This window comes from Phreatobacter sp. GW821-FHT04C01 (assembly GCF_059420385.1).
Map to the genome: position 1 here is coordinate 1,195,187 of NZ_JBWKTP010000001.1, position 24,474 is coordinate 1,219,660.

Below are 24,474 nucleotides of genomic sequence, written 5' to 3' on the forward strand. Positions count from 1 at the left end.
GATCGGCGGCGTGCCGCGAGGACACGCCGGCCGTCTCCTTCGACCAATCGCATGTAACGAATCGATTCACAACAAGCGAATTTGCCGAAATTCATCTGTTGCTAATCGCTTCGTTGTGAGCTAATTTTTTTCAGTCTGCCGGCGAACCGAAAAAGCCAAGCGCGCCGCCGGCACGACCAAAGCTGGAGGAGCCGCGCCGGAGCCTGTCGTGTTCTGCATCGCGACGGCCCGCGCGGACCATAGGGAGGTGGGAATGGACGAATTTTCAGGAACGCGGAGGCGCTTTCTGCGCGGCGCGGCCGTCTTGGGCGCGACTGCGCCCTTCGTCGACTTCGTCCGTCCGTCATGGGCGGCGGACGACATCAAGCTCGGTTTCAACGGCGACCTTTCGGCCTCGCCCTCCGCCCAGTCGGGGCGCGCGGCGATCGTCGGAATCCAGGCCGCGCTCGACGATCTGAACGGCAAGGGCGGCGTGCTCGGCCGGAAGCTGACACTTGTGGTTCGCGATGATCTTTCGCAGCCGCCCAAGTCGATCAACAACATGAGCGAGTTGATCGACAACGAACGCGTCGTGGCGGTGTTCGGCCCGACCAATTCCGGCAATGCGCTGGCCTGGAAACACATCCCCAATCGCAAGAAGATCCCGGTCATCGGCTGCCTTGCCTCGGCGACCGATATCACCAAGCCGACCAGCCCGTCGGCCGACAACTACATGTTCCGGGTCGGCAGCGTGGACCGCTTCCAGGTCGTGGCGCTGACCACCTATGCCCGCAAGAATCCCGCGACCAAGGTCGTCGGCTTCCTGACCGAGACCACGGGTTATGGCCAGGCCGGGCTCAAGGATCTCGAGGAGGTTGCGGCAGCCCAAGGCATTACGCCGGCCGCGAGCGGGAAGTTCGGTGTCGCGGACACCGACATGACCTCGCAGCTCAGCAAGCTGCGCGATGCCCGGGTGGATACCGTGCTGATCTGGGCGCAGGGCACGCCGACCGGCCAGCTCATGCGCAGCATGGACAAGATCGGCTACTTTCCGACGGTCCTGACCAGTTGGGCGGCGCTCAACCTCAGCTTCGTGAATACCGCGGGCCCGGCTTTGGCCGAGAAGCCGATCTTCCTGCAGACGGTGTCCGAGGATCGCACGCCGCACCAGCAGGCCTTCTTCGATCGGTTCATGCCCAAGCTCGACAATGCCTCGTCCTTTGCCTTCGCGGTTCACGCCTATGACGCGACCCAACTGGTCGCGCTGGCGATAGAACAGGCCGGGTCGACCGATGGGGCGGCACTGCGCGAGGCGCTCGAGAACCAGCGCAAGCCCTATGCAGGCATTGCCAAGACTTATCACCCGCCGTTCACCCGCGAGCGGCACGAGGCGCTCGGTCCCGCCGACCAGCAATGGACCTGCTGGCGCGGCGGCAAACTCGCCTCCTTTACGGACGCGGTGGTGACGTCGCTGAAGCCGGAAGACTTCAAGGGCTGACGAACGGCCGGACGGCCGCAGCGGGGCTCTCGCAGCCGTGGCCGGCCGGCCCCTCACCGGTTTCAAGGATTTCGCAAGCGGAGCTTCGCCCGGTTCGCCGGGCGGTTTCGCGTTGCGTGGGAGACGGCACGCCAATGATGTCTACACTGTTGCAGGCCCTGGTCAGCGGGCTGGCGATCGGCGGGGTCTATGCTCTGATCGCGCTCAGCTTCAGCATTACCTTCACGACCACGACGTCGCTCAATTTCGGCCAGGGCGAGTTCGTCGGCATCGGGGCCTTCATGGGCGTGACCGTGCTCTATGTCATCGCGACGATGGCCGGCGAAACCGTATCCTTCGACTCGCTGCCGGCAGCGACGTCGAACGGCTTCACCTATCCCGCTGCCGCGCTCGTCGTCACCGTGCTGTTCGGGGTTCTCGGGATCCTGCTGTTCGTCCTCGCGGTCCGGCCATTCGCCGGCAAGACCGGAATGAACTGGGTGATGAGCACGATCGGCTTCGGCATCATCCTGCAAAGCATCGGGCTTGCGATCTGGGGGCCGGCGCCGGTCAACCTGCCGTCGCCGCTCGGCGACGACGTCATCCGCATCGCCGGCGCCGGTGTGCGGCCGCAGGAGATCCTCGTGCTCATCGTTGCGCTCATTCTCATGATTGGGCTGGACGTGCTGATGCGGCGCACACGCGTCGGCAAGGGCATGCGCGCCGTCGCCGCCAATCCTCAGGCCGCGGCGCTAATGGGCATCGACGTCTCCAGCATGATGATCGGCGCCTTCGCACTCTCCGCGGCGCTGGCCGGGCTTGCCGGCCTTCTGGCCGCGCCGATCGCGTCCGCCTCGCTGTTCCTCGGCCTGGGGATCGCACTCAAGGCTTTCTCGGGGGCCATTGTCGGCGGTCTCGACAATCCGCGCGGCTGCATCCTCGGCGGCTTCGTGCTCGGGCTTCTCGAGTCCGGCGTCGCCCTCTGGAATGCCCAATGGCGCGAGATCGTGATCTTCGTGCTGATCATTCTGGTGCTCGCCGTGAAGCCGAACGGCCTGTTTGGCGCCCGGTCGCTGGACAAGGTCTGACGCCATGAAGGATATCGCCTTCGCCGTCGTCATCGCCATCGGCGCCGCGCTGCTGGTGCCGTTCCTGACCAATGACTTCTACCTGCGCATCCTGTTCTCGATCGGCACCTACTTCATCTGCGCTTCGGGCATGAACGTGCTGCTCGGCTACGCCGGACAGAAATCGCTCGGGCAAGCCGGACTGTTCGCGGCCGGCGCCTATTCGGCGGCGCTGCTGACGAGCTCGGCCGGGATGAACGGTTGGGCCGCGCTTGTGCTGGCCACACTCATCTCGGCGCTTTGCGGCGTCCTCATCGCCGTGCCGTCGCTGCGGGTCCGCGGGCCCAGCCTGGCGATGGTGACGCTGGCCTTCGGCGTGGTGATCGAGAAGCTCGTCACCGAGGCGACCGAGATCTTCGGCGGCGCCATGGGCATCTACGACATCAAGCCGCCGACGATCGGCGGCGAGCCGCTGACCATGGCGCAATGGGTGTGGCTCACCATCGCGCTTGGTCTCGCAACGCACCTGCTCATCCGCAATCTTCTCGTCGGCCGCTTCGGCCGGGCGTTCCGCTCGATCCAGGCCGACGAGGTGGCCGCGGGCGCCGTCGGCATTCCCGTGGTGCGCTACAAGGTCCTGGCCTTCGTCATCGCGGCCGCCGCCTGCGGTCTGGCCGGCGCGCTCGTCGCCCAGCAGAACGCCTATATCAATTCCGACTTCATCACCTTCCACCTGTCGATCTTCATCCTGCTCCTGGTCTTGTTCGGCGGCAGCGGTTCGCTCGGCGGACCTTTCCTCGGCGCGGTCATTCTCACGCTGCTGTCGAGCCTGCTCGCGCGGTGGACCTGGATCGAGCATCTGGTCAACGGCGCGCTCCTCCTCTTCGCGCTCTATGTGATGCCGAGCGGCGTCGCCGGCATGCTGTCCAGCCTCAAAACCCGCCTTTTTCCGCGCGGCGCCAGCGGCCGGACGGCCGCGCCAATCCCGGCCGCCGCCGCATCGCTGCCGCGACGCAAAAGCGCGCTGCCGGACGACGCCATTGTGATGACCGCCCAGAACGTCTGCAAATCCTATGGCGGCATCAAGCCGGCGCAGAACATCACCTTTGCGCTGAAGGCCAACCATATCCACGCGCTCATCGGCCCGAACGGCGCCGGCAAGAGCACGATGATCAACATGCTGTCGGGCATCGTGAGCAAGGACACGGGCAACATCGCCTTCCTTGGGCACGATCTCGGCGATCGGCCGTCCTACAGGATCTGCGAGCTCGGCGTCGCCCGCACCTTTCAGAACCTGCGGCTGTTCAAGGATCTGACGGTTCTCGACAACGTGCTGCTCGGCAGCCATAGCCGCATGAAGAACGGCTTCTTCCGGTCGCTCTTCGGGCTGGGCGGCCGGGAGGAGTCTGCGGCGCGCGGCCGCGCGTTCGACATCCTGCGCTTCGTCGATCTGGCCGACCTGGCCGATGCGCGCGCCGGCAGCCTGGCTTATGGATTTCAGCGTCGGGTGGAACTGGCCCGCGCCCTGGCGACGGAGCCGGTTCTGCTGCTGCTGGACGAGCCGGCGGCCGGACTGAACCCCCAGGAGACGGCGGAACTCGGTGAGTTGCTGCTCCGCATCCGGGATCAGGGCCTCACCATCCTGCTGGTGGAGCACCACATGGACCTGGTCATGCGCATTTCCGATCACGTGCTGGTGCTCGACTACGGCGCAAAGATCGCCGAGGGCGAGCCGGCGCTGGTGCAGGCCGATCGCCGGGTCGTGGAGGCCTATCTCGGCACCGACGACAATGAGATCGCCGATCTGGCGCGTCCCGTGGAGCGTGTTCCGGCATGAGCGACATGATGCTTGAGTTGGACAATGCCTGCCTGTCCTATGGCCCCATCGACGCGGTCAGCGGCGCGACCCTCCAGGTGCGGCGTGGCGACGTCGTCGCCATTGTCGGCGCCAATGGCGCGGGCAAGACGACGCTGCTCAAGGCGATTTCCGGCCTGATTCCCCTGAAAGCCGGCCGGATCCGCTTCGAAGGCAACGACATCACCGCGATGCCCGCGCACAAGCGCGTGCAGGCCGGCATCGCCCAATCGCCCGAGGGGCGGCAGGTTTTCCCCAACCAGTCGGTCATCGACAACCTGGCGCTCGGCGCCTATGCGCGGCGGCTATCGCCGTCCGCCCTGGCGCGCGAGATCGACGATCAGTTCCGCTTCTTCCCGCGGCTCGGCGAGCGTCGCAGCCAGGTCGCGATCACCCTGTCGGGTGGCGAACAGCAAATGCTGGCGATCGGCCGAGCGCTGATGGCCGGGCCGCGGCTGCTGTTGCTCGACGAGCCCTCGCTCGGCCTCGCGCCGCTGGTGATCAAGGACATCTTCCGGGCGATCGCGCGTCTGCGCGACAGCGGGATGACGATCCTGCTGGTGGAGCAGATGGCCAATCTGGCCCTGGCCATTGCCGACCGCGGTTATGTCCTGGAGACCGGACGCATCAGCATGTCGGGCACCGGGCGCGAATTGATGCGGGATCCCCGGATCCGCGAAGCCTATCTCGGCGTCGGCCACTGACGGCGGCGCCCGGCGAGCGCGCCGCCGCGGGCTGGCCGCGGCCGGCTCCGGGCTTTGAATCTTTCGGGTTCGGCGCCGGATCGTCTGGCGGCGACGCCGGAGGCCGGATCCGCAAGACCGTTCCGTGGCCAAACGGATCTTCGATGCGGATCTGGAGGTCCGGGCCGGCGGAGGAAAGCTCCGGCCAACTTCCCAAGCGGCATGAATCATGGCAAACGCCGCGCCGCTACAGACTTCTTCAGCAGCCTGCTAAAGCTTGGACGCGGCGCCTGGGCGCTGAAGACAGCCATCGAGGAGAGGGTCCATTGAGCGAACCTCCACACAGCAGCGCGCAGCCGCCCGAGGTCTTCGGTGAGATTCCGCGCATCACCCGCCGCACCCTGCATGAAGAGGTGGTCAATCACGTCCGCGACATGATCATCGAAGGCCGGCTGGCGCCGGGCGCGCGGATCAACGAGGTGCAGGTGGGGGCCATGCTCGGCGTTTCGCGCACGCCCTTGCGCGAGGCGATCAAGACGCTGGCCAGCGAAGGGCTGGTCGAGGTGGTGCCGGCCAAGGGCGCCGTCGTCCGGCGGTTCAGCGAACAGGATCTGTCCCAGATCCTGGAGGTGCTGAAATCGATCGAGCAATTGGGCGGGCGGCTCGCCTGCGAGCGCGCCGACGAGGCGACGATCGCCGGCATCGCCGAGCTGCACCGGCGCATGATCGCGCTCTACCAGGCCGGCAACCGGCTCGAATATTTCAAGCTCAACCAGGCCATCCACAGCGCCATCGTGCGCGCCTCCGGCAACGAGGTCCTGGCGGAGACCCACACCATGCTGCAGTCGCGCATCAAGCGCGCCCGCTTCCTGGGGCATGGCGAGCCGCAGAAATGGGCGGGCGCGGTGGCCGAGCACGAGGAAATGGTCGAGGCCCTGATGCGGCGCGACGGCGACGGGCTCGCCGAGGTGATCGGCCGCCACCTGGACGCCTCGCTGGTGCGGGTCCGCGACGCGATCTGAGCGCCGGCGACCGCCGTCAGTCGTGGCTGTGGCCGCCCGGCCCGTGGCCGTGCCGGAGCGGAATGACCTGCAGGTTGCCGAACCTGACGCCGCGCTGGGTGACGACACCGTCGGCGAAGCGCCTGACCGCGTTGACCGGACCCCGCAGGACCGCCACTTCCAGGCAGTCATGGTGGTCGACATGGACATGCAGGGAGGCGACCGAGAGGTCGTGATGTTCGTGCTGGGTCTCGGTGAGGCGCCGGGCGAGGTCGCGGGTGTCGTGCTCGAACACATAGGTCAGCGCGGCGATGCACGGCGTATCGTTGTCGGAGGCGGCCTGTTCCCGTGTCACCGCCTCGCGCACGATGTCGCGCAGCGCCTCGGAACGGCTGGTATAGCCGCGCCGCTCGCTGAGCTGGTCGATCGTCTCCAGAAGATCGTCGTCGATGCTGATGGTGATACGCTGCACGGCCGAATCCCTGTCGTTTTTAATCGGTTCATATTAGGGGCAATACGTCGGCGAGCCAGACGCTGGATCACATGCCGTCCATGGCCCGGACGATGGCGTCGAGCCCGTCGGTCAGCGCCGCCGGGCCGGGCTGCAGGATCAGCGGCGATTTGATCTCGACGATCCGGCCGTCGCGAACCGCGGGGATGGCGTGCCAGCCCGGGCGCTGCCTGATGCGGTCGATCGCAACCCGCTTGCCGCACCAGGAGGCCAGGATGAGGTCGGGCGCGGCGGCGATGACCGCTTCGGAAGAAACAATCCGGTCCCTGGCCGCCTGCCCGTGGCGAAGGGCGGCGAAGACATCCTCGCCGCCGGCAATGCCAATCAGCTCGGAAACCCAGCCGATGCCCGAGATCATCGGTTCGTCCCATTCCTCGAAATAGACGCGCGGGCGATGTCCGCGCCGCCCGGCACCGGCCGCAACCAGGGCCAGCCGGCGCGCCAGGCCGTCGGCCAGTACTTCTCCCCTGGCGGCAACGCCGACGAGGGCCGCGAGCAGGCGGATCATCGCCAGGATGCCGGCGACGTCGCGCTGGTTGAACAGGTGAACGGCGAGGCCGGCCTTCGCGAGATCGGCGGCGATCGGCGCCTGCAGATCGGAGAAGCACAGGACGAGGTCGGGTTCGAGCGCCAGGATCTTCGGCAGGTCGGCCGTCGTGAAGGCCGAGACACGCGGCTTCTGGCGCCGGACCTCGGGCGGTCGCACGGCATAACCGGAGACGCCGACGATCCGGTCCTGTTCGCCGAGAAGATAAAGCGTCTCGACCGTTTCCTCGGTCAGGCAGACGATCCGCCGGGGTGGAAAATCGCGCATCCGGTTCGCCTGCTCCCGCCTTGGCTTGACTGCCGCCGCCGCTGTGCAACCCTCGGGCGCGTCCGGCCGCCGCCAGCGGCCGGCGCGTTCGAAAAGCAGGCCGAACGACCCGCCGATCATATCCAATGACGGGTGGCGGCCAACAAGGGCGCGCGGCGGTTCGGTCCGGACCGGCAAGCGTGACGACCGAGGGAACCCCTGACATGCGCATTCTGATCCTGGGCGGCGCCGGCATGCTCGGCCGCAAACTCGCCGAGCGGCTCGTCGCCGACGGTTCGCTCGACGGCCGGGCGATCACTGGCATCCTGCTTCACGATATCGTCGAACCGGCGGTGCTCACCGCGCCGTTCCCGGTGACCACGGCGGTCGGCGACCTCGCCGAGCCGGGCGTCGCCGAGGCGGCCATTGCCGGCCGGCCGGACCTGATCTTCCATCTGGCGGCGATCGTCTCAGGCGAGGCCGAGGCCGATTTCGACAAGGGCTATCGGGTCAATCTGCACGGCACGCTGAAGCTGTTCGAGGCGATCCGCCATGCCGAGTTCGCGCCGCGACTGGTGTTCTCGTCGTCGATCGGCGTGTTTCGCGGGCCTTTCCCGGACACCATCACCGACGAGTTTCATGCCGTGCCGCAGACCTCCTACGGCACCCAGAAGGCGATCGACGAGCTGCTTTTGACCGATTACAGCCGCAGAGGCTTCTTCGACGGCATCGGCCTTCGCCTGCCGACCATTTGCGTTCGTCCCGGCAAGCCCAACAAGGCGGCGACGGGCTTCTTCTCCAACATCATCCGCGAGCCGCTGGCCGGCAAAGACGCGGTGCTGCCCGTCGGCGACGAGGTCGGCATGTGGCACGCCTCGCCGCGCGCCGCGATCGGCTTCCTGATCCACGCGGCCGGTCTCGACAGGACCGTGGTCGGGCCGCGCCGCAACATCACCATGCCCGGCGTTTCCTGCACCGTCGGCGACCAGATCGCGGCCTTGGGCGCCATCGCCGGCGAGCGGGTGGTGGCGCGCATCCGGCGTGAACCGGACGCGACGATTCAGCGCATCGTCGCGGGCGCCGCCTGGAAGTTCACCCCGAAGCGGGCGCTCGATCTCGGCTTCGTCGCCGACCGCGATTTCGCGGCGATCATCCAGACCCATATCGCCGATGAACTCGGCGGCCGGATTGCCGTCTGAGTGGTGCCGGCGGACCGGGAGAGCCTGAGGTGGGCCCCAGGCTTTGCCGGCTTCGGAGCGGCCCGGGGCCGGATTGCCCGATGCCACCACCGGCGTTCATCACAATTCATTGATGCCTACTGCCGATTGACGCTTCGCCACCGGCCGTCCCACACTTTGGAAGCATTCTGTTCTGTTGGGCCAGGGTTATCGGGGATTTCGGCGTGCGGCCGCCCGCGGGAATGGCCGAGCGTCTCGAGAGGCCACGTGGCCTGTCGCCAAATGCCTTGCCCAAGCACCAAGCCCAAGAGCCTTGCCGACAAGGGGGAAGCACCATGCCGCGACTGATGATCAACGGGAAGGCCGTCGACGTGACGGTCGAGGATGACACGCCGCTGCTCTGGGTGCTGCGCGAGCAGGTCGGCCTGACCGGCACCAAATATGGCTGCGGCATCGCCCAATGCGGCGCCTGCACCGTTCATATCGACGGCCAGCCGGTGCGCTCCTGCTCGATGCCGGTCGGCTCGGTCACCGCCGAGCAGAAGATCGTCACCATCGAGGGCCTGTCCGCGGACAGCTCGCACCCGGTCCAGAAGGCATGGGCGGCACTCGACGTGCCGCAATGCGGCTACTGTCAGTCGGGCATGATCATGGCCGCTGCGGCGCTGCTGGCCGCCAATCCGAAGCCGACCGACGCCGATATCGACACGGAAATGACCAATATCTGTCGCTGCGGCACCTATAACCGGGTGCGTGCGGCAATCCATCTGGCCGCCGATGGCGGCGTGCGGCGCGGCTGACGGCGGAAACAGGGGATTGCCATGACAACGCTCGATGTTTCACGCCGCTCGTTCCTGGTGGCTTCGGCCGCCACCGGTTTCACGCTTGGTTTCCATGTGCCCTTCGAGGGCGAGGCGCTCGCCCAGGGCATCGCCCCGGAGGTCAATGCCTGGGTCGTCATCAAGCCCGACGATACCGTCGTCATTCGCATCGCCCGCTCGGAAATGGGGCAGGGCACCTTGACCGGGCTCGCCCAGCTGGTCGCCGAGGAGCTCGAATGCGACTGGTCGAAGGTGACCACCGAATATCCGAGCCCGGGCCAGAACCTGGCGCGCAACCGCGTCTGGGGCAATTATTCGACCGGCGGCAGCCGCGGCATCCGCGAGAGCCAGGACTATGTTCGCCAGGGGGGCGCCGCGGCGCGCGTCATGCTGATCCAGGCGGCCGCCCAGCAATGGGGCGTGGCCGCCTCCGAATGCCGGGCCGCCAATAGCCGGATCAGCCACGCGGCCTCCGGCCGCTCGGTCAGCTATGGCCAGGTGGCGGCCGCGGCGGCGCGGATCGAGCCGCCGAAGGACGTACCGCTCAAGGACCCGAAGGACTGGCGCATCGCCGGCCAGCCGGTGATGCGGCTGGATACCGCCGACAAGCTGAACGGCCGGCAGGTCTATGGCGCCGACCTGGTGCTGCCGGGCATGCTGAACGCTGCGATCAAGGATTGCCCCGTCTTCGGCGGCAGGGTCAGGAGTTTCGACGCGGCGGCGATCGCTTCCAGGCCCGGCGTCAAGCGCGTGGTGCAGGTCGGCGATAGCGCGGTGGCGGTGGTCGCCGACACCTGGTGGCGCGCCAAGACCGCGCTCGAGGCCCTGCCGATCGTCTGGGACGAGGGACCCAATGCCCAGGTCAGCAGCGCCACCATCGACGCCATGCTGAAGGAGGGCCTCGACGCGCCCCAGGCCTTTGTCGGCAACGAGGCGGGCGATGCTCGCAAAGCCATTGCCGGGGCGGCCAAGACCGTCGAGGCGGTCTATAATTATCCGTTCCAGAACCACGCCACGATGGAGCCGATGAACGCCACCGCGCTGTTCACGGCCGACAAATGCGAGGTCTGGTGCCCGACCCAGAACGGCGAGGCGGCGCTGGCGGCGGCCGCCGCCGCGGCCGAACTGCCAGTGCAGAAATGCGACGTCATCAAGCTTCATCTCGGCGGCGGCTTCGGCCGGCGCGGGGCGACCCATGATTTCGTCCGCCAGGCGGTGCTGATCGCCAGGCAGATGCCGGGCACGCCGATCAAGCTCCTGTGGTCGCGCGAGGAGGACATGCTGCACGGGCGCTACCACCCGATCACGCAGGCGAAGATGGTCGGCGGCCTCGACGCCAACGGCAAGCTGGTCGGCCTGCACATGCGCATTTCCGGCCAGTCGATCCTTGCCGGTCTCGCGCCGCAGAACATGCAGAACGGCGTCGACCGCGTGGTGTTCCAGGGCGTCGCGCCGAGTGGCGAGGCGGCCTTCGGTTACACCATCCCGAACCTGCTGGTCGACCACGCCATGCGCAATCCGCATGTGCCGCCGGGCTTCTGGCGCGGCGTCAATGCCAATCAGAACGCCATCTATGTCGAGTGCTTCATGGACGAGCTCGCCAAGGCCGCCGGCAAGGATCCGCTGGCGTTCCGGCGCGAGATCATGAGCGGCAACCCGAAAAATCTCGCGGTGCTGAACGCGGTCGCCGAAAAGGCCGGCTGGGGCACGCCGGCGCCGGCCGGCGTGTTCCGCGGGCTCGCTCATCTCATGGCCTTCGGCAGCTATATTGCCGCCTGCGCCGAGGTCTCGGTCGACAAGGGACGGCTGAAGATCCACCGCATCGTCGCCAGCACCGACCCCGGCTATGTCGTCAATCCGCAGCAGGTCGACGCGCAGATCGCCGGTTCCTTCGCTTATGGGCTCTCGGCGCTTCTTTACGGCGAATGCACCGTCAAGGGCGGGCGAATGGAGCAGGAGAATTTCGACAGCTACAACGTGTTGCGAATGGACGAGATGCCGAAGGTCGAAACCGTGCTGATGCCCTCGGGCGGGTTCTGGGGCGGGGTCGGCGAACCGACGATCGCGGTGGCGGCGCCGGCGGTGCTGAATGCCATTTTCGCGGCGACCGGCAAGCGTATCCGCTCGATCCCGCTGAAGAACCAGCAACTGGCCTGAGGTGGGCAGGAGCCGACGGGTCATGCGTGGATCTGGCGCCGTCGCGGCGGGGCTCGCCGCCGCGGTTCTGGCGGGGGCTTCGCTCGCCGCTCGCGCCCAGGGCACGCCAGGAGAAACGATGCCGCCGGGGGCTCTCGCCTGCGGCGGCTGCCATCCGGCCGCGCCCGGCGGGCTGGTCCCGTCGCTTGCCGGGATGCCGGCCGATGGCATCACCCAGGCCATGCTGGCCTTTCGCGCCGGCACACGGCCGGCCACCGTCATGGACCGCATCGCCAAGGGCTTTTCGGAAGACGAGATCAAGGCGCTCGCCGCATGGTTCGCCCGGGAGAAACCGCCATGACGCCATCCCGTCCGGATCGGCGGGCCGTGCTCGGCGCCGGCATGGCGACCGCCCTCGGTCTGGCGGCGCCGCGGCTGGTGCGGGCCCAGGCGCGGCCCGCGGTGGTGGTTATTGGCGGCGGTTTCGGCGGCGCAACCGCGGCGCGGATGCTCGCCCGCACCGGCCATGCCGTGACGCTGGTCGAGCGTGACGCGGCTTTCCTCGCCTGTCCGTTCAGCAATGCCGTTCTGGTCGGCCTGCGCCGTCTCGATCAGCAGCGCTTCGGTTATGACGGGCTTGTCGCCGCCGGGGTGAAGCTCGTCATCGACACGGCCACCGGTGTCGATCCGGCGGCGCGGCGGGTGACGCTGGCGGGCGGTGCCGTGCTCGGTTACGACCGGCTGATCCTGGCTCCGGGCATCGAGCTGAACTATGGCGCCGTCCAGGGATACGGTGCCGGAGCCGCCGAGGTCCTGCCGCATGCCTGGCGGGCCGGCGCGCAGACGGTGCTGCTGGCGCGCCAGCTCGAAGCGATGGCCGATGGCGGCACGGTGGTCATGTCGGTGCCGGCCAATCCCTATCGCTGCCCGCCCGGCCCCTACGAACGTGCCAGCCTGATCGCCTGGTACCTGAAGGCGAACAAGCCGCGCTCCAAACTGATCGTGCTCGACGCCAAGGACACCTTCTCCAAGCAGCGGCTGTTCCAGAAGGCCTGGAGCGAACTCTATCCCGGGCTGGTCGAATGGGTCGGCCAGTCGGCCGGCGGCACGGTGACCTCGGTCGATGTAGGCGAAAAGACGCTGGTCACCGATTTCGGCCGGCACAGGGGCGATGTCGTCAACATCATTCCGCCGCAGCGTGCCGGCCGCATCGCCGAGCTCGCCGGCGTCACCGATCGCAGCGGCTGGTGCCCGGTCGACCCGGTGTCGTTCGAAGCGCGGCGCCAGCCGGGCATTCACGTCGTCGGTGATGCCGGCATCATGGGCGCCATGCCGAAATCCGCCTTCTCGGCCAATGCCCAGGCCAAGGCCTGCGCGCTGGCGGTGGCGGCCATGCTGCGCGGCGCCGAGCCGCCGCCGGTCCGGCTGATCAACACCTGCTACAGCCTGGTCGCGCCCGACTACGGCATTTCGGTCGCCGGCGTCTACCGGCCGGCCAACGGCCTGCTGGCCGATATCGAGGGTGCCGGCGGCACCAGCCCGCTGGACGCCCCGCGCGAGCAGCGCAGTGCCGAGGCGCGTTATGCCGAAGCCTGGTTCCAGACCATTACCAGCGACGTCTATGGCTAGAGGAATGCTGGTTCTCGGCATGATGCTGGCGGGCCTGGCCGGGGCGGCGGCCCAGGGGCCGGCCCGGTGGCCGGCCGGACCGGGGGCCGGCGCGGCCGCGCTTACCGACATGCCGGGCGATGCGGTGCGCGGCCGGGCCATCGTCGCCGACCGGCGCAAGGGCCTTTGCCTGCTGTGCCATCCAGGGCCGATCCCGGAGGAGCGCTTCATGGGCAATCTCGCGCCGGCGCTCGACGGCGCGGGCCGCCGCTGGAGCGCCGCGGAGCTGCGGAGCCGGCTGATCGACGCCTCGCGTCTCAACCCCGACACGATCATGCCGTCCTATTTCCGGACCGAAGGGTTCGAGCGGCTGGCGCCGGCCCTGCGCGGCCGGACCATCCTGACCGCCCAGGAGATCGAGGATGTCGTCGCCTATCTCGTCAGCCTCAAGGATTGAACCGATGCCTGGGACGATCGACCACGCCTTGCCGTCGCGCCGCGCCTGCCTCGCCGCGGCCGCCGGCCTCGTCTCGGTCATGGTCGTGCCCCAGGCTCGCGCGACGCCGGCCGGAATGGCTGAGGCGATCAGGCGTTTCACCGGCGGCGATGCGGTGGCCATCGGACGCGTCCGGCTCGACATTCCGCCACTGGTCGAAAACGGCAATGCCGTGCCGCTGGCGGTCAGCGTCGACAGTCCGATGACCGCCGCCGACCACGTCACGGCGATCGCCGTGTTCAACGAGAAGAACCCGCAGCCCAATGTCGCGACCGGCTATTTCGGGCCGCGTTCGGGCCGCGCCGGGTTCCAGACGCGGATCCGGCTTGCCGATACGCAACAGGTCACCGCGGTCGCCCGATTGAGCGACGGCACCTTCTGGTCGGCGACCGTCGAGGTGATCGTGACGCTCGCCGCCTGCCTGGAGGGATGACCATGGCCGCCCTCCTGAATGTTCCGAAAACGGCGAGAGCCGGCGAGATCATCGAGATCAAGACGCTGATCTCGCACCCCATGCATACCGGCTACAACAGGGACGACAGCGGCCAGCCGGTGCCGCGCGACATTATCAGCCTGTTCACCTGCCGTTATGACGGCGCCGAGGTGTTCCGGATGGAACTGACCCAGGCCATCGCTTCCAATCCCTTCATCGTCTTCTCCACCGTCGCGACCCGGACCGGCACGGTCGAATTCGAATGGACCGACGAGAAGGGCCAGGTCTGGCGCGAGACTGCGGTCATCACGGTGGCATGACGATGCGCTCCGCCGCCGCGCTGGTGATCCTGGGGCTCGCCTCGCTGCCGCTGGCGGCCCGCGATATCGCGCCGGCCGAACGTCTCTCGGGCTTCGACCAGATGCAGCCGGAAACCCAGGCCATGCAGCGTGAGGACACGTCCAATCCAGGCATGCTGGCGGTCCGCGCGGGCGAGGCCTTGTGGAACGCCAAGGCCGGACCGGCCAGCGGCGCCTGCGCCGATTGCCATGGGGACGCCACGACCTCGATGCGCGGCGTCGCGGCCCGCTATCCGGCCTTCGACGCCGGCAGCCGCCGCCCGATCGACCTGACCGGCCGGATCAACCTGTGTCGCAGCGAGCGCCAGGGTGTCGCGCCGCTGCCGCCCGAATCCGCTGAAATGCTGGCGCTGACGGCCTTTGTCGGCCGGCAGTCGCGCGGCATGGCGGTCGCGCCGCCCGAAGACGCCCGGCTCGCATCCTTCCGGACCGATGGCGAGAACCTGTTCCGGCGGCGCATGGGCCAGCTCGATCTGTCCTGCAGCCAGTGTCACGACGACAACTGGGGACGCCGGCTCGGCGGCAGCATCATCCCGCAGGCCCATCCGACCGGCTATCCGATCTACCGGCTCGAATGGCAGGGCATGGGTTCGCTGGCGCGCCGCCTGCGCAACTGCATGGTCGGTGTCAGGGCCGAGCCCTTCGCGGCGGGGTCGGCGGAAGCGATCGCGCTCGAACTCTATCTGGCCACGCGGGCGCGTGGCATGCCGGTCGAGACTCCCGCCGTGCGCCCCTGAGCCGGTCCCGAACCGCCGGCGCAATGTCCCTGCAAAGCTGTGGACGAATGATGGCGGATGCCAGGAAAGACGGCACAGCCCGTCGCCGCGCAATGACAACGGGAAACGTAATGATACACCATGCGCCATGGACAAATTGTAATGACACAAACAGATGGGATCAGTGCACTCTCGCGAGACCGCATCCCCGTCCCGACTGGCGGCGGATGACTTGCTGATTGACCAGCCGTCCCCGGACCGGCTGGTTTTGATTATAACAGAACTGCATCATGTCGACGATTGTTGAACGCATAGACCGATATTCGAAGAGAGAATCGCGGGTATTTCGCGCGGTCATGATGACCGTTGCGGGTTTGGCCATCAGTGGTTGCTCGACCGATACGCCGACACGGGAGCTCGGCTTCCAGATGCCGGCCCGTTATACCGAGGCCTTACCTCAGACCGGCCATATCAGCGCGAACTGGTGGCGCGCCTACCGGTTGCCGGCGCTGACCCAGCTGGTCGAGACCGCGCTCGAGAAGAATCTCGACATCAACGCGGCGATCGCGCGCATCCGGCAGGCCGAGGCGCAGATCATGACGGCGCGGGCGCCGCTGCTGCCGACGCTCAACGGCACGACCAGCGGCAGCCGCGCGCGGTCGTCGGGGGCCGGATTCGAGACGAGTTCATTCGCGCTGGGGGTCAATACGACCTTCATTCTCGATGTCTTCGGCCGCAATCGCACGCTGCTGGAGGCGGCCCAGGCGACCGCCGCCGCGAGCCGGGTCGACAAGGACTATGTCGCGCTGGTCGCCGCGGCGACCGTGACCTCGACCTATTTCCAGCTTCTGGCGCTGCAGGACCGGGTCGGCATCGCCGAGCGCAACGCGGCCTCGGCAAGCCGCATTCTCGGTGCGATCCGGGCCCGCGCCACCGCCGGCACCGTGTCGGATTTCGAGATCTCGCAACAGGAGGCTCTCGCCGCGAACCTGCGCGCGGTCGTGCCGAGCCTGCGCCAGCAGGTGGTTTCGACGCGCAACGCGCTGGCCATTCTGGTCGGCAGCGTGCCGCAACAGTTCGACCCGCGCGGCGGTTCGCTGGCGAACCTGTCGATCCCGGCGGTGCGGCCCGGCCTGCCGTCGGACCTGCTGCAGCGCCGGCCCGACGTCAAGGAAGCCGAGATCCGGCTGGCTTCGCTCGACGCCAATATCCGTGCCGCGCGGCTCGCCTATTTCCCGACCATCAGCCTGACCGGCCAGGGCGGGTTCCAGAGCGCCGCGCTCGGATTGCTGCTGCAGCCGCATTCGGCGATCTATTCGGTGGCGGCCAGCGCCACCCAGACGATCTTCGACACGGGCACCTTGCGCGGCAATCTCGAACTGCAGCGCGGCCTTTATGACGAATCGCTGCAGACCTACCGCAAGACCGTGCTGACCGCCCTGTCGGATGTCAGCAACGGCCTCGAGGGAACGCGGCAGACGGCCGAGCAGGTGCGCTATCAGGCGCAGGCGGTGGCGGCGGCGAGGCGTGCTTTCCGGATCACCGATGACCGTATCACCGCCGGCGTCATCGATATCGTGACCCTCCTGAACACCCAGCAGTCCCTGTTCTCGTCGGAGGACGCCCTGGCGCAGGCGCGGCTCGCGCGGGCGCTCGCCTCGGTGTCGCTGTTCCAGGCGCTGGGTGGCGGATGGACGCCGGAGACATCACATACGGCCGTGGTGCCGAATGCGGACGCCGAATGGAGGCGCACGCCATGAAGCGGACGTCCGGCTTTTTCCTGCTGGTTCTCGCCGCCGCCGCGGCGGGCGGCGGCTATTACTGGTGGACCGTCTATCGCCCGGCCCAGACGGTGCAGGCGCCGGGTGCGGCCAATCCGGGCGGCGGCGCCGGCCCGCGCGGCGGTGGTGGCGGTGGCCGGCGCGGCGGCTTTGCCGGCGATCCGCCGCCTTCGGTGGTGGTGGCGGCGCCCCGTATCACCGACGTGCCCGTTCATATCGACGCGGTCGGCACGGTCCTGCCGCTGCGCAACGTGACGGTGCGGCCGCAGGTCGACGGGCGGCTGCTGGAGGTGACTTTCCGCGAGGGCCAGACGGTCAAGGCGGGCGACGTGCTCGCCCGGATCGATCCGACCGTCTACCAGGCGCAATATGACCAGACGGTCGCCAAGAAGGCCCAGGACGAGGCGATCCTGGCCAATGCGCGGCTCGATCTCGCGCGCTACACCCGGCTTGCCACCGACAATTCCGGTTCGCGCCAGCAGGCCGACACGCAACGCGCGCTGGTCGCCCAATACGAGGCCCAGGTCCGGCTCGACCAGGCGGCGATCGACAATGCCAAGGCGGTCCTGTCCTATACCACGATCGTCTCGCCGATCGACGGCCGCACCGGCATCCGCCTGATCGACGAGGGCAATTTCGTCCAGGCGAGTTCGACCACCGGACTGGTTGTGGTGGCCCAGGTCAATCCGATCGCGGTGACCTTCGCGGTGCCGCAGCAGCAGCTGCGCACCGTGGTGGCGGCGCTGGCGCGCGGCCGACCGAAGACCGAAATCGTCAGTGCCGAAGGCGGACGGGTGCAGGAGACCGGCACACTGGAAGTCGTCGACAACCAGATCGACCAGACCACCGGGACGGTGAAGCTGAAGGCCATCTTCGGCAATGACGCCGCGCATCTGTGGCCCGGTCAATATGTTGCGATACGGCTCGAAGTCGACATCCTGAAGGGCGTGACGGTGGTGCCGGGCGAAGCGGTGCAACGCGGCCCGAACGGCACCTTCGTCTATGTGATGAAGGGCGAGACCAGCGTCGGGGTCAGGCCGGTGCAGGTGACACGCGAGGCCGAGGGGCTCGCGGTGCTGTCGGGCGTGACGCCGGAGGACCGGGTCGTGACGATCGGCTTCGCCAGGCTCGCCGACGGCGCGGCGGTGCGCGTGGCGCAAGGCCAGGGCGGCGCCCCGGCCCCGGCCGCGCCGACCAGCCCCACCGATGCTCCGGCGGCGCAGACAACACCGGCGCCCGGCAACCCCACGGCACAGGACGGTCCGGCCGCGCCCGCAGAGCCGCAGCAGGGACGGCGCGGGCGCCGGGCCGAAAACGGAGGCCAGCCCCGCGGAGCTCCGGCGACGCCATGAACGTCTCCGCGCCCTTCATCCACCGGCCGATCGCCACGTCGCTCCTGGCTTTCGCTCTCGTGCTGGCCGGCGTGCTCGGCTATCTCAGGCTGCCGGTGTCGTCGCTGCCGCAGGTCGAATTCCCGACGATCCAGGTGACCACCCTCCTGCCCGGTGCCAATCCAGACACCGTCGCGGCCCTGGTGACCGCGCCGCTGGAGCGACAGCTCGGGCAGATTCCCTCGCTTGCCAGCATGACCTCGTCGAGCTCGCTCGGGCTGTCGCAGGTGACGCTGCAGTTCGACCTTGACCGCGACATCGACGCAGCCTCCCAGGACGTCCAGTCGGCGATCAACGCGGCCGGCTCGGTGCTGCCGCGCACGCTGCCCTATCCGCCGACCTATTCGAAGGTGAACCCCGCCGACGCGCCGGTGGTGACGCTCGCGATCACGTCCGAGACCGCGCCGCTCGAACGCCTCGCGGATATCGCCGATACGCTTCTGGCCCAGCGGCTGAGCGAAATCTCCGGCGTCGGCCGTGTCTCGGTCGCCGGCAACCTGAAACCCGCCGTCCGCATCCAGGCCGATATCAGTCGGCTGGCCGCTTACCAGATCGGGCTGGAGGATGTCCGGGCCGCGATCACCGCGGCCAATGTCGCCGGCCCGAAGGGCTCGCTCGACGGCCCGCGCCAGTCCTTCACCATCGCCGCCAACGATCAGGTGACGGCGGTCTCCGCCTACAAGGCGGTCATCATCGCCTATCGCAACGGCGCGCCGGTGCTGCTGTCGGATCTCGCGCGCGTCACCGACGGCCTGGAAAACACGCGGGTCGGCGCCTGGTACCAGGGCAAGCCGTCGATCGTCCTGTCGATCCAGCGCCAGCCGGGCGCCAATGTGGTCAAGACCGTCGAGCGCATCCTGGCCGAGCTGCCGCGCCTGGAGCGTGCCCTGCCGAGCGGGGCCAAGCTGGTCGTGGTCAATGACCGGACCGGAACGATCAAGGCCTCGATCCACGACGTGCAGCTGACGCTGGCGATCAGCGTCGGCCTAGTGGTCATGGTGGTGCTGGTCTTCCTGCGGTCCTGGCGCGCCACCGTGGTCGCCGGCGTCGCCCTGCCGCTGTCTCTGGTCACCACCTTTGCCGTGATGTCGCTGGTCGGCTTCTCGCTCGACAACCTGTCGCTGATGGCGCTGACCATCGGCACCGGCTTCGTGGTCGACGACGCCATCGTCATCATCGAGAATATCGTCAGGCGCATGGAGCGGGGCGAGGGGCCGTTCGAGGCCGCGCTCAAGGGCTCCAAGGAAATCGGCTTCACCATCGTGTCGTTGACGGTGTCCCTGGTCGCCGTGTTCATCCCACTGCTGTTCATGAGCGGCCTGGTCGGTCGCATGTTCCGCGAATTCGCGCTGACGCTGACCATCGCGGTGGTCGTCTCGGCGGTCGTGTCGCTCACGCTCAGCCCGATGATGTGCAGCCGGTTGCTGAAGCACGAGCCGGAGAGCGAGGGCGAGCAGAAGGCGACCTGGAGCACGCGTCTGGTCGACGCCTATGGGCGCAGTGTCGCCTGGGTGGTCGACCGGCCGGCCGGCATGCTGCTTTTGACCGCGCTGACGCTGGGCATCACGGTCTGGTTCTATGTCGTCATGCCCAAGGGGTTCCTGCCGCCGCAGGATACCGGCGTGCTGACGGCGATCCTGCAGGCCGGGCCGACCACGTCGTTTCCCGAACTGAAGCGGCTGCAGGAGGAGGCGACGACACTGTTCCGCGCCGATGGCGACGTGACCGGGCTGGTCTCGGTGGCCGGCGCCGCGGCCTCCAATCCGACCACCAACATGGTGCGGATGCAGATCATTCTCCGGCCGCGCGACGACCGCTCCGACACGGCGAGCGAGATTGCCGAGCGCCTGCAGCGCGCCGCGCTGCGCGATCTGACCGGGCTGGTGGTGACGGTACGGCCGGTGTCGGACATCCAGATCGGCTCGACCGAAAGCCGGGCGGCGTATCAGTACACGCTGGTCGGGGCGTCACGCCCGGAGGTGGTCGGCTGGGCCCGGCGGCTCGCCGAGCGCATCGAGACCGAGCCCCAGTTCCGCAACGTCTCGCTGGAGATCCAGGAGGGCGGCGGGCGGCTCACGATCCAGATCGACCGGGATGCGGCAGCGCGACTGGGGGTGTCGATCCAGGGGATCGACGACACGCTCTACGATGCCTATGGCCAGCGCCAGATCAGCACGATCTATGCGCAGACCAATCAGTACCGGGTCATCCTGGAGGCGGATCCCAGCCAGGCCAGCGATCCCGCCGCGATCGCGCGTCTCTATGTTCCCGCCGTCAATCAGGCGACCGGCGCCACCGTGCCGATACCGCTGATGTCGGTTGCCCGGATCGAGCGGGGCACCGCGCCGCTGATGCTGTCGAACCAGGAGCAGTTTCCGTCGGCGACGGTCAGCTTCGACCTGGCGACCGGTGCGGCGCTCGGCGATGCGGTGACCGCCATCGCGCAGGCCCGCGCCGAGCTCGGCGTGCCCGATTCCGTGTCGGGCGATTTCGCCGGCGAGGCCGCCGAATTCGCCCGCTCGCTCGCCGGCCAGCCCTGGCTGATTCTGGCCGCGGTGGTGGTCATCTACATCGTGCTCGGCGTGCTCTATGAGAGCTATATCCATCCGATCACCATTCTCTCCACCTTGCCGTCGGCTGGCATCGGCGCGCTGCTGGCGCTCTGGCTGACCGGCAACGACCTCTCGCTGGTCGCCCTGATCGGCATCGTCCTGCTGATGGGCATCGTCAAGAAGAACGCCATCATGATGATCGACTTCGCGCTCGACGCGGAGCGCGAACGCGGCATGGACCCGCGCTCGGCCATCATCGAGGCCTGCCGGCTGCGCTTCCGGCCGATCATGATGACGACGCTGGCGGCCCTGTTCGGCGCGCTGCCGCTCGCCCTGCAGCACGGCACGGGCTCGGAATTGCGCATTCCGCTCGGCATCACCATTATCGGGGGCCTGCTGCTCAGCCAGTTGCTGACGCTCTATACGACGCCGGTCATCTACCTGGAGCTGGAGCGGCTGAGATTGGCGCTGGGCGGCACCACGCACGTGCCCGGTCAGCAGCCCGCGATCAAGCCGGGGGAGTGAGCGATGGGCTTCTCCACGCCGTTCATCCTGAGGCCGGTCGCGACGAGCCTGCTCGCGGTCGGGCTGCTGATGGTCGGCATCGTCGCCTATATCTTCCTGCCGGTGTCCAGCCTGCCGAGCATCGACCTGCCGACCGTCCGGGTGCAGGCATCGCAGCCGGGCGCCGATCCCGCGATCATGGCGGCGACCGTCGCGGCGCCGCTGGAACGACGGCTCGGCGAGATCGCCGGCGTGACCGAGATCACTTCGTCCAGCTCGCTCGGCTCGACCCAGATCGCCGTGCAGTTCGAGCTCGGCCGCAACATCGACAGCGCGGCGCGCGACGTTCAGGCGGCGCTGAACGCGGCCGCGACTGATCTCCCGCCCAACCTGCCGTCCTTGCCGGTTTTCCGTAAGGTCAACCCGGCGGCCGCGCCGATCCTGATCCTGGCGCTCACCTCCGACACCTTGCCGACCAGCGCGCTCTACGACGCCGCCGACAGCGTCCTGGCGCAGCGCATCTCGCAGCTTCCCGGGGTCGCCGACGTGACCGTCACCGGCGCCGAGCAGCCGGCGATCCGCGTGCGCGTCGATCCCGGTGTGCTCGCTTCGCTCGGGCTCGGCATCGACGCGGTGCGCACCGCCATCGTCAATGCCAATACGTTGTCGCCGGCCGGATCGATCGAAGGCGACCGCACGTCCTACACCCTGGCGGCGAACGACCAGATCACCAAGGTCGAAGACTACAAGGCGCTGATCCTGTTCGCCGCCAATGGCGACGTCATTCGCCTCGGCGCCATTGCCGACGTGCGCAATTCGACCCGCAATTCGCGCGCGGCCGGCTGGTATAACGGCAAGCCGTCGGTGGTGCTGATCATCACCAAGCAGGCCGGCGCCAATGTCATCGAAACCGTCGACAGGGTGCGTGAGCTGCTGCCGGAGCTGAAGCGCTGGGTGCCGGCCGGCATCGACATCTCCATCATGAACGACCGCACCACGACGATCCGCGCGAGCGTCACCGAGCTCTATCGGACATTGGCGATCTCGGTGGTGCTGGTCATGGCCGTCGTGCTGGTGTTTCTGCGGCGCGCGCGGGCGACGATCGCCGCCGGCATCACCGTGCCGCTGTCGCTGGCGGGCGCCTTCGCCTGCATGTGGTTCGCCAAGTTCTCGATCGACATCCTGTCGCTCATGGCGATCATCGTGGCGGTCGGCTTCGTCATCGACGACGCCATCGTGATGATCGAGAATGCCGACCGGCACGCCGCCATGGGGCTCAGCCCCATGCAGGCCGCGATCGACGGCGCGCGGCAGATCGGCTTCACCGTCGTGTCGATCAGCATCTCGCTCATCGCCGCCTTCATTCCGCTGCTGTTCATGCAGGGCGTGATCGGCCGGCTGTTCAGCGAATTCGCCTGGACCATGGTGTTCGCCATCGCCGTATCGGCGGTTGTCTCCCTGACCGTGACGCCAATGATCATCGCCCGCATGAAACCGGCCGGCGACGCCAGGCCCTGGCTCATCGGCCGTGCCATCGACGCGGCGCTCGACGCCATGACGCGGGCCTATCTGCGCACGCTCAGGCCGGTGGTCGCCCATCCCGGCCCGATGTCGCTGGTGCTGGTGCTGACCATCGCCAGCACGATCTTCCTGTTCCAGAAACTGCCCAAGGGTTATTTCCCGCAGGACGATACCGGCCTGCTGATCGCCTGGACCGAGGCGTCGCCGGAGATCTCGTTTCCGGCCATGCGCGAGCTGCAGACCCAGGTGAACGCCATCATCGCCAATGATCCGGCGATCGCCGGCGCGGCCTCGTCCGTCGGCGGCGGGGGTGGCGGTTCGGTCAATAACGGACGGCTGTTCATTTCGCTGAAGCCGCTGGCGGAGCGGCAGGTCGAGACATCCGCGGTGATCGCGCGTCTGCGCCGGGCGCTGTCCAATATCCCGGGCATGCGCGTGTTCATCGTCCAGGCCCAGGATCTCAGGGTCGGCGCGCGGTCCGGCAAGTCGCAATATCAGTTCACGCTGTGGGATGCCGACTACGCGGAATTGCAGGCCTGGGTGCCGCGGATCGTCGAGGCGGTGCGCAAGGTGCCGGGACTGGTCGATATCTCGACCGATCAGGAGCGCGGCGGACTGCAGACCAATCTGGACATCGACCGGATGGCCGCGCAGCGACTGGGCGTGGCGGTGAGCAGCATCGACGCGGCGCTTGCGAGTGCCTTCTCGCAGCGCCAGATCGCGACCATTTACGGGCCTCGCAACCAGTACAAGGTGGTCCTGGAGGTGGAGCCGCGCTTCGCCCGTTCGCCGAACGACATTTCCAGGATCTATGTGCCGGGCACCGGCGGCGTGCAGGTGCCGCTGTCGGCGCTGGTCAAGGTGAACACCACCACCGCGCCGCTGGTGGTCAATCACCAGGGGCCGTTCCCGTCGGTGACCATCACCTACAATCTGGCCGAAGGCGCGGGCCTCGACGAGAGCATGGCGGCGCTCAGGCGGGCGGTCGACGACCTGCACCCGCCGCAGGGGCTGCGCACCGAATTCGCCGGCGACGCCAAGGATTTCGCCCAGAACTCGAGCGGCCAGGCGATGCTGATCATCACCGCGCTGCTGGTCATCTATATCGTGCTGGGCGTGCTCTATGAGAGCCTCGTGCATCCCCTGACGATCCTGTCGACCTTGCCATCGGCCGGGCTCGGCGCCCTGCTGGCGCTGTGGGGCGCCGGCATGGATCTCTCGGTCATCGCCATGATCGGCATCATTCTGCTGATCGGGATCGTCAAGAAGAACGGCATCATGATGGTCGATTTCGCCATCGAAGCGACACGGGATCGCGGCCTGGCGCCGCGCGAGGCGGTGCTGGAGGCCTGTCACGAGCGCTTCCGGCCGATCCTGATGACGACGCTCGCCGCCATGCTCGGCGCGCTCCCCCTGGCGCTCGGCCACGGTCCGGGATCGGCGCTGCGCCAGCCGCTCGGCGTCACCATCATCGGCGGGCTGGTCGTCTCCCAGGTGCTGACGCTCTACACCACGCCGGCGCTTTATCTCGCACTCGAAAACCTGCGCCTCAGGTTCAGCCGTCGGAAGGCTCCACCGATTGCAGGCCTCGCCGCCGAGCGGTCGTGACGCC

Annotated in this window: 20 protein-coding genes; 18 read left to right on the forward strand and 2 right to left on the reverse strand. The window is 68.0% G+C overall.

All coding sequences use genetic code 11. The features are described from left to right. Positions 1 to 253 precede the first annotated feature (253 nt). The 5 genes from AC07WJ_RS05645 (at position 254) to AC07WJ_RS05665 (ending at position 6,083) form a co-directional block, all read left to right on the forward strand. Positions 254 to 1,477 (forward strand): ABC transporter substrate-binding protein, encoded by a 1,224-nt coding sequence (locus AC07WJ_RS05645; protein WP_494933527.1) that lies wholly within the window; start codon positions 254 to 256, stop codon positions 1,475 to 1,477. After that, positions 1,393 to 2,544, forward strand: coding sequence for a branched-chain amino acid ABC transporter permease (locus AC07WJ_RS05650; RefSeq protein WP_494933528.1), 1,152 nt, complete (start codon positions 1,393 to 1,395; stop codon positions 2,542 to 2,544). Before AC07WJ_RS05645 ends, AC07WJ_RS05650 begins: the two co-directional genes overlap by 85 nt. Before the next feature lie 4 nt (positions 2,545 to 2,548). Next, positions 2,549 to 4,360 carry a branched-chain amino acid ABC transporter ATP-binding protein/permease gene (locus AC07WJ_RS05655; RefSeq protein ID WP_494933529.1) on the forward strand — a complete coding sequence of 604 codons (1,812 nt, stop codon included), beginning with the start codon at positions 2,549 to 2,551 and terminating at the stop codon, positions 4,358 to 4,360. 8 nt (positions 4,361 to 4,368) lie between these two features. After that, a complete protein-coding gene (locus tag AC07WJ_RS05660) occupies positions 4,369 to 5,082 on the forward strand; it encodes an ABC transporter ATP-binding protein (RefSeq protein ID WP_494933842.1) in 714 nt (237 codons plus the stop codon). Between the two features lie 305 nt (positions 5,083 to 5,387). Next, on the forward strand, positions 5,388 to 6,083 hold the full coding sequence (locus tag AC07WJ_RS05665) for a GntR family transcriptional regulator (RefSeq protein ID WP_494933530.1): 696 nt from the start codon (positions 5,388 to 5,390) through the stop codon (positions 6,081 to 6,083). Between the two features lie 16 nt (positions 6,084 to 6,099). Here AC07WJ_RS05665 and nikR read toward each other — a convergent pair whose 3' ends face one another. Together nikR and AC07WJ_RS05675 are read right to left on the reverse strand one after the other, a co-directional pair. Beyond that, positions 6,100 to 6,534, reverse strand: a complete 435-nt coding sequence (nikR, locus tag AC07WJ_RS05670; protein WP_494933531.1) for a nickel-responsive transcriptional regulator NikR — start codon at positions 6,532 to 6,534, stop codon at positions 6,100 to 6,102. 67 nt (positions 6,535 to 6,601) lie between these two features. Next, positions 6,602 to 7,387, reverse strand: coding sequence for a cobalamin-binding protein (locus AC07WJ_RS05675; RefSeq protein WP_494933532.1), 786 nt, complete (start codon positions 7,385 to 7,387; stop codon positions 6,602 to 6,604). A gap of 203 nt (positions 7,388 to 7,590) precedes the next feature. Between AC07WJ_RS05675 and denD the strand changes: the two genes are divergently transcribed. The 13 genes from denD (at position 7,591) to AC07WJ_RS05740 (ending at position 24,470) form a co-directional block, all read left to right on the forward strand. Continuing rightward, a complete protein-coding gene (denD, locus tag AC07WJ_RS05680; RefSeq protein WP_494933533.1) occupies positions 7,591 to 8,565 on the forward strand; it encodes a D-erythronate dehydrogenase in 975 nt (324 codons plus the stop codon). A gap of 314 nt (positions 8,566 to 8,879) precedes the next feature. Then, on the forward strand, positions 8,880 to 9,344 hold the full coding sequence (locus tag AC07WJ_RS05685) for a (2Fe-2S)-binding protein (RefSeq protein WP_494933534.1): 465 nt from the start codon (positions 8,880 to 8,882) through the stop codon (positions 9,342 to 9,344). A 21-nt stretch (positions 9,345 to 9,365) separates the two neighbouring features. Then, a complete protein-coding gene (locus AC07WJ_RS05690; protein ID WP_494933535.1) occupies positions 9,366 to 11,522 on the forward strand; it encodes a xanthine dehydrogenase family protein molybdopterin-binding subunit in 2,157 nt (718 codons plus the stop codon). Between the two features lie 22 nt (positions 11,523 to 11,544). Then, a complete protein-coding gene (locus AC07WJ_RS05695; RefSeq protein ID WP_494933536.1) occupies positions 11,545 to 11,862 on the forward strand; it encodes a c-type cytochrome in 318 nt (105 codons plus the stop codon). Continuing rightward, a complete protein-coding gene (locus AC07WJ_RS05700; protein WP_494933537.1) occupies positions 11,859 to 13,130 on the forward strand; it encodes an FCSD flavin-binding domain-containing protein in 1,272 nt (423 codons plus the stop codon). The genes AC07WJ_RS05695 and AC07WJ_RS05700 overlap by 4 nt, the downstream gene beginning before the upstream one ends. Before the next feature lie 4 nt (positions 13,131 to 13,134). Beyond that, positions 13,135 to 13,566: a sulfur oxidation c-type cytochrome SoxX gene (gene soxX / locus AC07WJ_RS05705; RefSeq protein ID WP_494933538.1), complete on the forward strand. Its 432-nt coding sequence runs from the start codon at positions 13,135 to 13,137 to the stop codon at positions 13,564 to 13,566. A 4-nt stretch (positions 13,567 to 13,570) separates the two neighbouring features. Next, the gene (locus tag AC07WJ_RS05710) at positions 13,571 to 14,038 is read left to right on the forward strand and encodes a SoxY-related AACIE arm protein (RefSeq protein ID WP_494933539.1); all 468 of its coding nucleotides are present in this window, start codon (positions 13,571 to 13,573) and stop codon (positions 14,036 to 14,038) included. A 2-nt stretch (positions 14,039 to 14,040) separates the two neighbouring features. Then, a complete protein-coding gene (soxZ, locus tag AC07WJ_RS05715) occupies positions 14,041 to 14,358 on the forward strand; it encodes a thiosulfate oxidation carrier complex protein SoxZ (RefSeq protein WP_494933540.1) in 318 nt (105 codons plus the stop codon). Positions 14,359 to 14,360: 2 nt separating this feature from the next. Beyond that, positions 14,361 to 15,134: a sulfur oxidation c-type cytochrome SoxA gene (gene soxA, locus AC07WJ_RS05720; RefSeq protein ID WP_494933843.1), complete on the forward strand. Its 774-nt coding sequence runs from the start codon at positions 14,361 to 14,363 to the stop codon at positions 15,132 to 15,134. A 338-nt stretch (positions 15,135 to 15,472) separates the two neighbouring features. Continuing rightward, a complete protein-coding gene (locus AC07WJ_RS05725; protein ID WP_494933541.1) occupies positions 15,473 to 16,873 on the forward strand; it encodes an efflux transporter outer membrane subunit in 1,401 nt (466 codons plus the stop codon). Continuing rightward, a complete protein-coding gene (locus AC07WJ_RS05730) occupies positions 16,870 to 18,246 on the forward strand; it encodes an efflux RND transporter periplasmic adaptor subunit (protein WP_494933542.1) in 1,377 nt (458 codons plus the stop codon). Before AC07WJ_RS05725 ends, AC07WJ_RS05730 begins: the two co-directional genes overlap by 4 nt. Next, positions 18,243 to 21,362 (forward strand): efflux RND transporter permease subunit, encoded by a 3,120-nt coding sequence (locus tag AC07WJ_RS05735; protein ID WP_494933543.1) that lies wholly within the window; start codon positions 18,243 to 18,245, stop codon positions 21,360 to 21,362. Before AC07WJ_RS05730 ends, AC07WJ_RS05735 begins: the two co-directional genes overlap by 4 nt. A 3-nt stretch (positions 21,363 to 21,365) precedes the next feature. Continuing rightward, the gene (locus AC07WJ_RS05740) at positions 21,366 to 24,470 is read left to right on the forward strand and encodes an efflux RND transporter permease subunit (RefSeq protein ID WP_494933544.1); all 3,105 of its coding nucleotides are present in this window, start codon (positions 21,366 to 21,368) and stop codon (positions 24,468 to 24,470) included. The last annotated feature ends 4 nt before the right edge of the window (positions 24,471 to 24,474 follow it).

Excerpts from the sequence above, each read along its gene's own strand:
- soxA (WP_494933843.1), top strand. The coding sequence starts at position 14,361 with ATGCGCTCCGCCGCCGCGCTGGTGATCCTGGGGCTCGCCTCGCTGCCG.
- AC07WJ_RS05725 (WP_494933541.1), top strand. The coding sequence starts at position 15,473 with ATGACCGTTGCGGGTTTGGCCATCAGTGGTTGCTCGACCGATACGCCG.
- AC07WJ_RS05695 (WP_494933536.1), top strand. The coding sequence starts at position 11,545 with ATGCGTGGATCTGGCGCCGTCGCGGCGGGGCTCGCCGCCGCGGTTCTG.
- AC07WJ_RS05710 (WP_494933539.1), top strand. The coding sequence starts at position 13,571 with ATGCCTGGGACGATCGACCACGCCTTGCCGTCGCGCCGCGCCTGCCTC.
- AC07WJ_RS05735 (WP_494933543.1), top strand. The coding sequence starts at position 18,243 with ATGAACGTCTCCGCGCCCTTCATCCACCGGCCGATCGCCACGTCGCTC.
- AC07WJ_RS05675 (WP_494933532.1), bottom strand. The coding sequence starts at position 7,387 with ATGCGCGATTTTCCACCCCGGCGGATCGTCTGCCTGACCGAGGAAACG.
- AC07WJ_RS05655 (WP_494933529.1), top strand. The coding sequence starts at position 2,549 with ATGAAGGATATCGCCTTCGCCGTCGTCATCGCCATCGGCGCCGCGCTG.
- AC07WJ_RS05650 (WP_494933528.1), top strand. The coding sequence starts at position 1,393 with ATGGACCTGCTGGCGCGGCGGCAAACTCGCCTCCTTTACGGACGCGGT.
- AC07WJ_RS05740 (WP_494933544.1), top strand. The coding sequence starts at position 21,366 with ATGGGCTTCTCCACGCCGTTCATCCTGAGGCCGGTCGCGACGAGCCTG.
- AC07WJ_RS05645 (WP_494933527.1), top strand. The coding sequence starts at position 254 with ATGGACGAATTTTCAGGAACGCGGAGGCGCTTTCTGCGCGGCGCGGCC.
- AC07WJ_RS05700 (WP_494933537.1), top strand. The coding sequence starts at position 11,859 with ATGACGCCATCCCGTCCGGATCGGCGGGCCGTGCTCGGCGCCGGCATG.
- AC07WJ_RS05685 (WP_494933534.1), top strand. The coding sequence starts at position 8,880 with ATGCCGCGACTGATGATCAACGGGAAGGCCGTCGACGTGACGGTCGAG.
- soxZ (WP_494933540.1), top strand. The coding sequence starts at position 14,041 with ATGGCCGCCCTCCTGAATGTTCCGAAAACGGCGAGAGCCGGCGAGATC.
- soxX (WP_494933538.1), top strand. The coding sequence starts at position 13,135 with ATGCTGGTTCTCGGCATGATGCTGGCGGGCCTGGCCGGGGCGGCGGCC.
- denD (WP_494933533.1), top strand. The coding sequence starts at position 7,591 with ATGCGCATTCTGATCCTGGGCGGCGCCGGCATGCTCGGCCGCAAACTC.
- AC07WJ_RS05730 (WP_494933542.1), top strand. The coding sequence starts at position 16,870 with ATGAAGCGGACGTCCGGCTTTTTCCTGCTGGTTCTCGCCGCCGCCGCG.
- AC07WJ_RS05660 (WP_494933842.1), top strand. The coding sequence starts at position 4,369 with ATGCTTGAGTTGGACAATGCCTGCCTGTCCTATGGCCCCATCGACGCG.
- AC07WJ_RS05690 (WP_494933535.1), top strand. The coding sequence starts at position 9,366 with ATGACAACGCTCGATGTTTCACGCCGCTCGTTCCTGGTGGCTTCGGCC.